Origin of the sequence: Paenibacillus sp. 3LSP, assembly GCF_032465655.1 — a bacterium.
Classification (GTDB): domain Bacteria; phylum Bacillota; class Bacilli; order Paenibacillales; family Paenibacillaceae; genus Fontibacillus; species Fontibacillus barengoltzii.
On sequence record NZ_JAWDJI010000058.1, the window covers coordinates 1 to 11,629 of the forward strand.

The 11,629-nt window shown below is 52.7% G+C and carries 15 protein-coding genes; 8 read left to right on the plus strand and 7 right to left on the minus strand.

What is annotated here, in order from left to right; translation table 11 throughout:
- Positions 1-227 precede the first annotated feature (227 nt).
- Complete coding sequence (locus RW092_RS03915) at positions 228-902, plus strand: potassium channel family protein (RefSeq protein ID WP_016310905.1); 675 nt, start codon at positions 228-230, stop codon at positions 900-902.
- Between the two features lie 59 nt (positions 903-961).
- The gene (locus RW092_RS03920) at positions 962-1,753 is read left to right on the plus strand and encodes a TrmH family RNA methyltransferase (RefSeq protein ID WP_028538800.1); all 792 of its coding nucleotides are present in this window, start codon (positions 962-964) and stop codon (positions 1,751-1,753) included.
- 49 nt (positions 1,754-1,802) lie between these two features.
- On the opposite strand, the gene RW092_RS03925 is transcribed toward RW092_RS03920, so the two are convergent.
- Entirely contained in the window at positions 1,803-2,165 is a 363-nt protein-coding gene (locus tag RW092_RS03925) for a hypothetical protein (RefSeq protein WP_016310907.1), read from the minus strand.
- A gap of 141 nt (positions 2,166-2,306) precedes the next feature.
- On the opposite strand from RW092_RS03925, the gene RW092_RS03930 reads away from it, so the two are divergent.
- Positions 2,307-2,456: a hypothetical protein gene (locus RW092_RS03930; RefSeq protein ID WP_016310908.1), complete on the plus strand. Its 150-nt coding sequence runs from the start codon at positions 2,307-2,309 to the stop codon at positions 2,454-2,456.
- On the plus strand, positions 2,398-3,291 hold the full coding sequence (gene yunB, locus RW092_RS03935; protein ID WP_316009593.1) for a sporulation protein YunB: 894 nt from the start codon (positions 2,398-2,400) through the stop codon (positions 3,289-3,291). Before RW092_RS03930 ends, yunB begins: the two co-directional genes overlap by 59 nt.
- Positions 3,292-3,302: 11 nt before the next feature.
- Here the strand turns inward: yunB and RW092_RS03940 are convergent, their stop codons facing one another.
- Positions 3,303-4,358 (minus strand): M23 family metallopeptidase, encoded by a 1,056-nt coding sequence (locus RW092_RS03940; protein WP_028538798.1) that lies wholly within the window; start codon positions 4,356-4,358, stop codon positions 3,303-3,305.
- 123 nt (positions 4,359-4,481) lie between these two features.
- Between RW092_RS03940 and lipA the strand changes: the two genes are divergently transcribed.
- Complete coding sequence (gene lipA / locus RW092_RS03945; RefSeq protein ID WP_406879087.1) at positions 4,482-5,420, plus strand: lipoyl synthase; 939 nt, start codon at positions 4,482-4,484, stop codon at positions 5,418-5,420.
- A 20-nt stretch (positions 5,421-5,440) separates the two neighbouring features.
- The gene (locus tag RW092_RS03950) at positions 5,441-5,803 is read left to right on the plus strand and encodes a YutD family protein (protein ID WP_316009594.1); all 363 of its coding nucleotides are present in this window, start codon (positions 5,441-5,443) and stop codon (positions 5,801-5,803) included.
- 33 nt (positions 5,804-5,836) lie between these two features.
- Here the strand turns inward: RW092_RS03950 and RW092_RS03955 are convergent, their stop codons facing one another.
- The 3 genes from RW092_RS03955 to ylbJ all read right to left on the minus strand — a co-directional run bounded on the left by RW092_RS03955 (position 5,837) and on the right by ylbJ (position 9,532).
- Positions 5,837-7,330, minus strand: coding sequence for a S41 family peptidase (locus tag RW092_RS03955; RefSeq protein WP_316009595.1), 1,494 nt, complete (start codon positions 7,328-7,330; stop codon positions 5,837-5,839).
- A 57-nt stretch (positions 7,331-7,387) separates the two neighbouring features.
- Complete coding sequence (locus RW092_RS03960; RefSeq protein ID WP_028538795.1) at positions 7,388-8,191, minus strand: NAD kinase; 804 nt, start codon at positions 8,189-8,191, stop codon at positions 7,388-7,390.
- Positions 8,192-8,302: 111 nt separating this feature from the next.
- Entirely contained in the window at positions 8,303-9,532 is a 1,230-nt protein-coding gene (gene ylbJ, locus RW092_RS03965) for a sporulation integral membrane protein YlbJ (protein ID WP_316009596.1), read from the minus strand.
- Between the two features lie 397 nt (positions 9,533-9,929).
- Here ylbJ and RW092_RS03970 point away from each other — a divergent pair, with 397 nt between their 5' ends.
- Complete coding sequence (locus tag RW092_RS03970; RefSeq protein WP_016310916.1) at positions 9,930-10,307, plus strand: globin domain-containing protein; 378 nt, start codon at positions 9,930-9,932, stop codon at positions 10,305-10,307.
- A 55-nt stretch (positions 10,308-10,362) separates the two neighbouring features.
- A complete protein-coding gene (locus RW092_RS03975; RefSeq protein ID WP_016310917.1) occupies positions 10,363-11,061 on the plus strand; it encodes a DUF2225 domain-containing protein in 699 nt (232 codons plus the stop codon).
- A gap of 93 nt (positions 11,062-11,154) precedes the next feature.
- Here RW092_RS03975 and RW092_RS03980 read toward each other — a convergent pair whose 3' ends face one another.
- Together RW092_RS03980 and RW092_RS03985 are read right to left on the minus strand one after the other, a co-directional pair.
- A complete protein-coding gene (locus RW092_RS03980) occupies positions 11,155-11,385 on the minus strand; it encodes a hypothetical protein (RefSeq protein WP_016310918.1) in 231 nt (76 codons plus the stop codon).
- Positions 11,382-11,585 carry a YycC family protein gene (locus tag RW092_RS03985; RefSeq protein ID WP_016310919.1) on the minus strand — a complete coding sequence of 68 codons (204 nt, stop codon included), beginning with the start codon at positions 11,583-11,585 and terminating at the stop codon, positions 11,382-11,384. The genes RW092_RS03980 and RW092_RS03985 overlap by 4 nt, the downstream gene beginning before the upstream one ends.
- Between the last annotated feature and the right edge of the window lie 44 nt (positions 11,586-11,629).

The window sequence follows — 11,629 nt, forward strand, 5'->3', positions numbered from 1 at the left end:
TGGTAGACTGCATAGTATCAGCTCTCCTTTGCTATGTAGCTCTGAAATGGTTTGGTTTATACTACACTATCCATTTTAACCTACGAGATGTAGCAATTTGGAGGGCTGTCTTTTGTTTACGTTCATCTTAGCTAGCATTTCTGAGTGCATCTAGACTGTCTTCGTCCATACTCCTTCCTGGATTGTGGTATACTAAATCGGATGGATAAAATATGGGTGGTGAGAACATGGCAAATGCAGCTAAAAAACAGTTTGCCGTGATCGGTATGGGCCGTTTTGGGTTAAGTGTGGCAACCTCACTTAGCAGCATGGGCTTTGACGTTCTGGCGATCGATGCGGATGAACATCATACGCAGGCCGTGGCGAATCAGGTCACGCACGCGGTAACCGCGGATTCCACCGATGAAGATGCGCTGCGCGCACTGGGAATTCGAAATTTTGACGTCGTTGTTGTAGCGATTGGTGAAGATATTCAGGCCAGCATTTTAACCACGCTGATCCTCAAAGACATGGGCGGGCCGCTCATTGTGGTGAAGGCGCAAAATGAATTGCATGGCAAAGTGTTGCAGAAAATTGGGGCCGATAAGGTCATTTTCCCGGAACGGGATATGGGGCTGCGGGTGGCGCATCATCTGACCTCCCCGAACGTCTTGGATTATATCGAATTGTCCGACGAGTACAGCATTGTGGAGATGCGTGTCAGCTCGGAAATGGTTGGCAAGAACCTGAAGGAGCTGGATATTCGCGCTCGGTTTGGCTGTAACGTGATGGCGATTAAGCGGGGCAGCAAAATGAACATCTCCCCGGCAGCGACGGTTCCGTTGACGGAGGAGGACGTGCTCGTCATCGTTGGCGAGAAGGGGGATTTAACGAAGCTGGAGCTGGCTTATGCTGAGGAATAAGACAAGCCGGGCTTCGTGAGCGACGGATCTTTTTGAAACCAGAGTAAGGATGGAAGAACATGGAAATCTTGTCTGCACAGAATCCCCGCGTCAAGGAATGGGCGGGGCTGCTTGAGAAGAAAAATCGGGACAAGCAGGGAAAATATCTGATTGAGGGCATTCACCTCGTGCAGGAGGCGCTTGAGGCGCGGGCAGACGTGGAGTGCGTCTGCTACGATATTGAAGGCGGCATCCCAGCCGAACTGCAGGAGGCCGCGTCCGCAGGGCTGGACGTCCATTGGATCGGCGTGTCCGCCGCCGTGATCGCCAAGTGCAGCGATACGAAGTCGCCGCAGCCGGTGTTCGCGGTCGTCCGCAAGGACCGCGGGACGGTCGCTCCGCTCCTGGCGAAGGAGCGGAGCTTGGTGGTCGTGCTCGACGGTGTGCAGGATCCCGGCAACGTCGGCACGATCATTCGCAGCGCCGATGCGGTCGCTGCGGACGGGGTCATCGTCGGCGCTGGCTGCGCCGACATCTACGGGCCCAAGGTGCTGCGCGCCACCATGGGCTCGCTGTTCCACCTGCCGGTCATGCATGCCGACCTGGCAGAGGTGCTGCCGCAGGCGAAGCAGCGGGGCATCCGGCTGGCCGGCACCAGCCTGCAGGCGGCGGCGAACTGCTTCGCCTACGATTTCACGCAGCCCGTGTGGCTGCTCTTCGGCAGCGAGGGCGGCGGCCTGAGCCCGACCGTCCGCGAGCTGATGGACGACGGGCTGCTGATTCCGATGCGCGGCCAGGCCGAATCGCTGAACGTGGCCATGGCCGCCTCGGTGCTGCTGTATGAGGCGATGCGGCAGCGATATTATCGCTAGCGCGAAAAAATCAAACCCCGAACCAGAATGTCCGGTTCGGGGTTTTTATTTACGTAAAGCCCTTGATAGCCAGCTTGGAGCCGAGAGCTTTTTTGTTTAGTTCCAGGTCCTTCATATAGTTATTAATTTTGGAGTCGAGTTGTTCGATCAGGTACCTGCGGATCTCCTCGATATGCTCTTCTTGACAGAAAGCGGAAACCGCCAGGGTTCCATCGCAATAATGTTTGGTTTCATGAACGGCGATATTCAGCTTCTCTTTATACAGACGTTTGACTGCTCCCGGTCCTGTGATGGGTTTGATTTCGTAATAACGATTTGTTTCCACAAGCAGCTTCCATGGCATGACTCTCGATGCCAGTTGATCTTTCCTTAATTCAATGGTGACTTGGTACAGCGTTTTTAAGCTGTTCATGATGCAGGTCCCCTTGTATATTTATACACTATGATGAATATTATAGCATGGTTCATTTCAGCTTTGAAGTTAAGTTTCATGACAAAAATTTAATCCTAAAGAACTATACGAAATTGATCTCAAAAAATCAAGGGCAAAACCATGAAAGTGTTCCTTTTCATTTCCATTCGTGCGTCCTTCTTTTTTGCCCCTGTCCCGCATAACTTTGTAGAAGAAGCAGGGGTGATAGAACATGCGGATACGACGACGACGACGCGGATGGCGAAGCCGAACCAGGCGGCCAAAGCATAGACGGACGATATGGATCGTTCTTGTGCTCGTCACGGTGATCGGCCTGCTGCAATTTGTACAGTATGTCGAACGCCGGATGACAGGGCCTATCATTCATCTGGCGCAAATTCGAGTCAAGCAAATCGCGACAGAATCCATTAATGACGCCATCACCGCGCAAGTCGCAAATCAACAACAGGTCGAAGAATTGATCGACTGGAAGATGGACGATAACGGAAAAATCACCGGGTTTATGCTCAACTACTCCGCCCACATGAAGGTCACGTCTGAAACGATTCAAACGGTGCGGCATACGCTGGTGGAGGTCGCCCGGCTATCGGAGTCCATCCCGCTGGGGCAGGCTCTCGGCAGTCCGATTCTGGCTTCCTTTGGTCCCAGTATTCCAATCAAGATCGAGCCCAAAGGGGATGTGAAGGTTGATCTGAATACACGGCAACAAGATGCCGGGATTAACATGATTCTTGTCGAAGTGTACCTTCGGGTAAAAACGGAGCTGGCCGTCGTCGTCCCGTTTGACATGGAGTCACAGACGGTTGAAACGGAAATCCCGGTGTCCTACTTGCTCGTGGTTGGAGATGTGCCGATGTACTACTATGACAGCAAAGGCAACCCGGTGGGCGAAGGCCAAGCTAATGCACCTAACATTGCTCTTCCGGTGCTGCCCAGCGAGAAGGATTCCACTGAGCCGCTGACCAAGGACAAAGGGAATCTGCCAGATGGAAATGGAGGAACGGGGAATTCCAATTCCGCTGGAAATCCAGAGGCCGGGAACAACGGTTCAAGCTCGGAGGAATCACTCCACTCAGAAACATCCGATACGGGGGAACATGAATAAAAGGGCGCCGACTATTTGGTCGCCCTTTTATTTTTTTTGGAGCGTTCCGCTTGTTCCCATTTCTTCAGCAGTGGGTATGGATCAAATGCCCATTCCGTGCTTCCCGTATCCCGATAGATCCCGTAATGCAAATGCGGCGGGAATTTCCCCGACGTTCCCGGCGGGCCGTAGCCGCTGCTGCCCACCCAGCCGATCGTTTGTCCAGGTTCGACGAAATGACCGACCTCGATTCCTTTCTCATAACCTTGCAGATGTGCATAGTAGTGGTAACGGTTCTGGATATCCCGGATGCCGATGCGCCACCCCCCGTAGGGGTTCCACCCTTTCGTTTCTACAATCCCGTAGCAAACGCTGCGTACTGTGACGCCCATCGGGGCAAAGATATCCGTGCCCTCATGGATTCGGAGACCGCCCCAGCCGCGCCGATCTCCCCAAGTGTCGCGATAGGTATAGGAGCTGCGCAGCGGAAGCGGAAAGGCGCTGTCCGATAAGTCCAGCTTGCCCCAGTGTTTGTACATTTTCGCGAATTGGCGAATCCGTTCGACCGCAGCATCATGTTGATAGTAACGCCATAAGGCGATGCGAAAATCATCTTCTGTATAGCCGAAGCTGGTTAAATAAGATGCCAAGGTGTACAAGGCGTCCCGATCGTTTGTCGGGTCGGCTGCGCCATCTGCGGTGGCATCCTTCCCAACGCCGCCAAACAGTTCGATGGTGGCCGGATTTCGGTCCTCAGGATCGGGATTGAGCGGCCCGGACCAGAACGCTTCCTTGAAGCGAAACCCGGTTACGCGCTGCACTTGCTGTTGCTGTTCCTTACGCGGTGTGATGGTGCGTTCATATTGATCCACAGCCGCAAGCCAATACCAGGGAACACTCGTCAACAGTTCCATCTCTTCGTACAAGGTGCGTCGTTGCTGGAATACGCTGACTACCGGCTTCTCTGTTGTTCCTGGAGCGTTCGCCTCTGCAGCTCCTATGCCTAAGATCGGACCAAATGAGGTAATCAACATCACGCAGGCGATGCACCAGGCCGCTTTACCGCGGGCAAACCGTTGAGACTTCAAGGCAAGTATTCCTCCTTCGCCTTTATTTTGCACGCGATTCGTGACCCTCTTAGAGTGAGGCAAATGATGTTTTTTTATTCCATTTGCGAAGTAGGTTTTTCCAGCGGATTCATGATATAATAAATGGCGCTACAGCTTAAATCACAAGAAGGAAGGTCTTGCGCTTTGGCTAAACAAATCCAGGAACCGAAACCGGATTGGATTCGTATTAAATTGACGACAGGTGACAACTATCAAGACATCAAGCAGATGATGCGCTCTAAAACTTTACATACCGTTTGCGAAGAGGCGCGTTGTCCAAATATATATGAGTGCTGGGCCAACCGGACGGCAACGTTTATGATTTTGGGCGATATTTGTACACGGGCATGCCGCTTCTGTGCGGTGAATACGGGGATGCCAACGGAGCTCGATTTACAGGAGCCACAGCGCGTGGCGGAAGCAGCAGAGCAGATGAATTTGCGCCACTGCGTCGTGACCAGCGTAGCTCGGGATGATTTGAAGGACGGCGGGGCAAGCATTTTTGCCGGGACGATTAAAGCGATCCGGGAACGCTTGCCGTTCTGCAGCGTCGAAGTGCTGATCCCAGACTTTCAGGGGGATGCGGATGCGCTGCGGATCGTGATGGATGCGAAGCCGGATATTCTGAACCATAACATCGAAACGGTGGAACGGTTGTCTGACCGCGTTCGTGCGAAGGCGAAATACCGGCGCTCCTTGGAGCTGCTCCGGCGAGCGAAGGAAATGCAGCCGGAGATTCCAACGAAGTCCAGCATTATGCTGGGGGTTGGAGAAGAATGGGACGAGATCTTGCAGGCGATGGACGATCTGCGGGCCGTGGACTGCGATATTTTGACGATCGGACAATATTTGCAGCCTACACCGCAGCATTTGCGCGTAGAGAAATATTATAAACCTGAGCAGTTTGCAGCGCTGAAGGAAGAAGGCATGAAGCGCGGCTTCAGCCACGTGGAGTCCGGTCCGCTCGTGCGCAGCTCGTATCATGCGCATGAACAGGTCCAATCGGCCAAGAAACAAGCCGGCGCACCTGTTTCGCCGTAAACCGAAAGGAGGATGGGGCTTTGATTCAAATTGGCGGCAGAACCTACGAACTGATTAAGAATTATCGGGATGCGTGGGATCCTGAAGCGTTTAAGCAGCGTTACAGCGAAGTGCTTGACCGCTATGATTACATCATTGGGGACTGGGGTTATGAGAAGCTCCGCCTCAAGGGTTTTCTGCGGGACAACCATCCCAAGGCTAATCGGGATACCGCGTATTCCGGCATCACGGATTATATTAACGAATACTGTAATTTCGGCTGCGCTTATTTCGTACTTCAGAAGGTGCGGGACAACCATAAGGATAAGGACGCAGCGAAGGACAAAGATACCGGAAACGGTAAAGACGTGCAACCCCAGGAAACAGAAACGGCCCCCGAATAATCGGGAGGCCGTTTTTTTTGGGGGCTTAAGTATTTATTTCATAGATAAGTTCAGTAAGCCTTGTTTATAGCTCCATGTGAGCTTCGGATATTTCTTCTGGAACTCATGCAGTTCGAGATAAGATTCACCATCGACCACTTTGACGGTTTTGGCAGCTAAGGTGAATCCGGTTTGCTTTCCTTGCAAGTCGGTGATGGTCAGCTTCCCGTTCTTGGAATTCCAGACCGGCGTTCCTTGAATCAGCGACGATAATAAACGGGAAGGGGCATAGGTGAGTTGGCCGTCCTGAATCACATCGATATATCCCGGGAAAGCCGTTCCGTTAATGTTGAGCGAGGCCGGCCCTCCGGATACGCTGATCTGCCGTACACCGGCTGCATACATCCCGGTTATTAACTGCGCTGCGGCATTGTTCTTTACTTCGATGTCCGGCTTGAGCCCCACATGGTTGAAATCCAGCTTGTTTGGCGTGAAGTAGGCTTGAACCGTCAGCTTCAATGAGCTGCCATTGGACAACGGGAATACGTTCTGAATGCGCGCCTTCCCGTAAGTTTGTTCCCCTACGACCTTGGCGATTCCGTTGTCGCGCAGCGCCCCTGTCAAGATTTCCGATGCGCTGGCGGTCAGGCCGTTGGTTAACACCACAACCGGCATCCCGATGTCTTGGCCGCCCGTGATTTCTACGGGCTGCATTTCCCCGCTCTGGCCGGAGGTGTACATCAAGATTCCCTCTTTCATGAACTGCTTGGCAATATTAGCTGCCGATTCAACGTAACCGCCAAGATTGTCGCGCAGGTCCAGAACAAGTGCACCAATTCCTTCTTTGCGAAGGGAGGCTAATTTTTGCGCAAATTCCTCATCCGCAGTATCGGAGAAGGAAGTCACGGCGATGTAGCCGACTCTGCTGGAAGGGATAACCTTGCCAGTGACGGAAGGCAAAGTGAAATGCGCTCTTGTAATTGGATATACCAGAGCCTGTCCGTTCCGGTTGACCGTAATGGAGACCTGGGTATTTTCCTCCCCTTGAATCCGGGCGACATCCTCACTGCTGGTGACCGGCTTTGCATCCACCTTGGTAATAATATCCCCTGCGAGAAGCCCGGCTTTGGAGGCTGGAGAATTAGGCAACACGTCGGTTATGTACAGTTTGTTGTTAAAGAAGCGAAGTGTAACACCGATGCCAACGAACTCCTGATTGACGCTGTTCTCGAAGCTCTCCAGTTCATCTTTAGAATAGTAATCGCTGTAAGGGTCGTCCAGCGTATAAACCATGCCGCGTATCGCATTATCGAGAAACTCTTGACGCTCAACGCCTTCGATGTTGTAGGCTTCCAGATAGTCCAATACTTCTTGAAGCGCCTGCAGGTCCGTGGAGGTTTCCGATGTTCCCAGTTGAATGATTGTCCCGGCAGCTGCGGCATCAGATGTGCCTGCCGTCCCGGCCGCTCCAACCATCTGGGGCAAGCCCAGCAAGGCGAGGGACAACACCGGGATGAATGCATACTTGCGGAATGAGCTTAAGATCATATTCAGTTCTTCCTTTACAATATTTTCGTGATCCATTGAGCTTGTCAGATCTGCCGATTAGTCCAGGAATGCATTACGGACCCGGTTCCAAAACGGGAATGGACGATAACGGACAAAGCTGATCTTCTGTTCCGATACCTGACAGCGCACGGACACTAAATCGTCCATCGGCAGGTTGACGTGGTCAATGGTCAACAATAACCGTTGTTCCTTGCGCGAATAAATGTCGCAATGATGATGCTTGGGCAGCACGAGCGGAGAACCCAACGTCCGGAACACACGATTGTTGATCGAAGCGATCTCTGTAATCTGCAGCGCTTCAATCGTGGGGTGAATCATTGCTCCCCCCAAGCTCTTGTTATAAGCGGTACTGCCGGAAGGGGTGGAAACGCAGATGCCGTCGCCGCGGAACATTTCGAACATTTGGTCATTAATGTCCACTTGGGCAACCACCGTACCATCGACGCCCTTCAGGGTAAATTCGTTTAAGCAAATGTAGGAAGAGCTGCCCGACTTCTTCTGAATCTCCAGATCGATTAAGGGGTAACGGACAATACGCGGTCTGAGCAAGCCAGGATCCGCATGACCGCTCATCATTTCCACCAGCTCGGGAATTTCGTCGGCTTTCCAGTCGGCGTAGAAGCCCAGGTGGCCTGTATGAATCCCTACGAATGCGATGGATTGAATCTGGTCGATAAACGTATGGAAGGCATGAAGCATCGTGCCGTCCCCGCCAATGGAGACGACGATGTCCGGGGATTTCGCATCCAGCTCAAGCCCATGCTGCGCAGCAAGCTTATGGAAGGTTTGGCTTAATTCCACGGACAGCTGATCGCCGCGGTCAAGTACAAAGTATCTCAAGTTGACAAGCTCCTTTGAAAAAGACTGTTCAAAAATGAACAATATTTTGAACATGCGCTTGAATGTCCTTTTGTAAAGATCATAATCAATTCGTCCGCAGAACACAACGTTTCATTTTCGATGCCGCTGGCGGCGAATGATTTCGGCCAAAAATGACAAAATAAGCAACATGGTCAGGGTCACTAAGAAGAGCCGGAACGCTCCCGGAACCGCACCCCAACCGTATAGCATCTGTCGGCCCCCAAACGCAGGGGGGTGAATTGCCCACGCCGGTGAGGCTCCCATCAAGGGGTTCCAGAGCAGCAGCAACAGCCCGGCGGAGATCACGGCATGAAGGAATCTTGCAATGAGAAAAGGCAAATAACGCAGGTCAGCGCCATTTAAGATGCTGGCCACTTGGGCATGAACCGATAAGCCGCCCCAAGAGAGAATAAAGGCGGCCGCTGCAGCTTTGAATTGCAACGGAATCCCCTCTGGCGCTGCGGATGCTTTTGCGCCCAAGGTGACCTCGAACAAGCCGCCCATAAGCGGCTCAGCTAACTGGCCGGGCAGCCCCAGCAGCGGCAGCAGCTGTTGGAACCCGGTATAGAGGAAGCCCATAAAACCCGAAGCGGTGAGCACCTCCAGGATTACGGAGAAAAATACAACTAGGCCGCCAACAACGGTCATCAGCTGCAGGGAAGAAGCAACGGCCTGCCGCAGCAGTTCTCCGAGACTTCGTCCGTCTTGGATCCGGGCTTCATGCATGGCTTTAAGCGCCAGCTTCAGACTGAAGCGCCCGGATTCGGATTCGCCGCCTTCCCCGGGATCTGCCGACAAGTTTCGATCTGGACGGTAGAAGCGCATGATCAGGCCGATCACCAGGGCTCCTCCATAATGTGCTAATGCAAGTGCAGCGGCCAGCTTCGGATTCCCAAAAAAACCGACCGAGACCGCCCCAATAAGAAAGATGGGGTCGGATGACGTGGTGAACGAGACCAGCCGTTCTCCCTCTACCCGGGAAACGAGCCGTTGCTCGCGCAGCTTGGTCGCCAGCTTGGCGCTGACGGGGTAGCCGGAAGCAAACCCCATCGCCAGCACAAATCCGCCGCTGCCGGGGATCCGGAACAAGGGCTTCATCAGCGGGTCTAGCAGTTTGCCGAGAAAATGCACAATCCCAAAGCCCAGCAGCACTTCGGAGATGACGAAGAACGGGAAGAGGGACGGGAACAGCACGTCCCACCAGATGGCGAGGCCGCGAACCCCGGCCTGCCAGGAAGCTTCCGGGTAGCAGGCCATGAGAACGGCCAGCATGAGTGCGGTAAAGAGTAATAACACAGCCGTTAAGCGTTGGAATTTCATGGGTACGCCTCCACAACAAATCATAGTGAAGTGTATGAAATGATTGGGACAAACAGCACAAAAAAATTGAGTAAGCGGTTTCAAAATGGGGCTGATATTTTTGAGCTTCTATGCTAAAATGATACTTAAGACTAATAATAGAACTTTAGTACCAGCTATGATTTGATCAAACATGGTTTGCAGCCAAATTTTGAGGATGGAGTGATGTTCATGAGCATTGTCGCAGGGATACTTGTCTGTGCTTTTGTTTATGTAATTCGAGCCGCTCTCGTCCATCCCGGCGAAGAGGATTGGCGCAGCTACTGATAGATGGAAAGACCGCGTTAGAATAGAAGCTCCTTGGTAGGAGCTTTTATTTTTTTTTGATATAATAAGGAAAAACGGAGGCGGTGAACAGATGAATCCAAGCTTAAGTCTATATGACAACCTCGGCGGAGAGAAGACAATTCGGCGGTTGGTGGAAGCCTTCTATCCGCGGGTTCAACGTGATCCGTTGTTAGGACCCTTATTCCCGGAAGACATTACTCCGGTCATGGAGAAGCAATTTATGTTCTTATCGCAGTTTTTTGGGGGCCCGTCCCTCTACTCTGATGCCTTTGGCCATCCGATGATGCGCGCCCGGCATTTGCCGTTTCCGGTGACGACGGAACGCGCCGAGGCTTGGCTGGCCTGCATGAAAGCTGCGCTGGAGGAGATTGGCGTCGAGGAGCCGCTGCGAGGGATCGTGCTGGAGCGTCTGTCCGGCCCGGCTTTTCATTTCGTAAACACACCTTAGACCGATGAACATAATGTGCCGGGCAGGGCAGATTACTGAAAGGAAGTAGGACGTTTTGGAACTTGAACCGCTTTATCAGATCAAGGTCACTTGCATCCATTGTCAGAATGAATTTTCGACCTCGCGTGTGCGTCCGAGCTTTAAGCGGGCTGTACGTACGGACACGGATTTCTGCAGCTACTACCAGAAGGAGAATCCGGATTATTACGTTGTTCGGGTATGCCCGTCCTGCGGTTTTGCTTCGACGGAGAATTCGGTGCCACGATTGACCGAAAGGCAAAGAACCCTATTCCAAGAGGCGATCGGCAGTCGATTTAACCAGAAGGACTATGGCGGGCGCCGGGATTGGGAGACCGCGCTGGAGACGTACAAGCTGGCGCTGATCTGCGCGCAAACCATCGGCGAAACGGAACGAATTATTGCCAGCTTGCTGCATCATATTGCCTGGTTGTACCGGTACAAGAACAACGTCGAACAGGAGAAGCGTTTTCTGCAGTTTGCTCTGGAGGCTTACATCCGTGTTTACGAAAAAGAAGGCGTCGGCGGCAGCGATGCAAGGCTGATGTATTTGATCGGCGAGTTGAACCGTCGGGTCGGCAAGTACAACGATGCGGTCAAATGGTTTGGGCGCGTCATTAATGACAAGAAGATCATGGATGCGGCGATGATTCGGGCATCCCGGGAGCAATGGGCGCTGCTTCGCGAAGAAATGATGAATGGCGGACATGAGCTGCCTGAGGAAATGCGCGGTTGACGGAACGGACAAGCAGACATCGAAGAAGGCATGACGAAGGGCCGGTTCCAGAAGGAAACGGCCCTTTCCTGTATCTTGAGCGCTAAAGGCGACCTAACGGACCACCTTATCCGTTAACAGGTAATCATTGTCACAGTCCAGGACATGAAGCTTGTTCCCGCAACAGGGGAAGACAAGCAGCTTCTTCTTCCCTTCGTGGATCGTTTTCAACTCACGGGGCTTCAGCGGCAGCAGCACGTTACGACTGGAGCAAAATGGGCACTCATGGACATACACGTCCCCCATGACAAGATCATAAGGCCATGTTTGGTTAAACGGGATCATGAACGCTCCGATTCGTGACCGGCTTGACTGTCAATTCCGGGTTCTGATGGTGCGGAAGGCTGGCTTGCTTCTTCTTTGGCCAGTTCTGCGATTTTTTGCATTAAAATGTGCTGCGGCATATGCATAAGGTGCTCGACCGGCACCTTGAGTTTTGCGGCTAATTTCACGGCGGTATCCGCCGATATTTGCAACGGTTTCATGGAAATCCCCCCTGTATTTAGACAAGCGTGATAATAGAGCATCC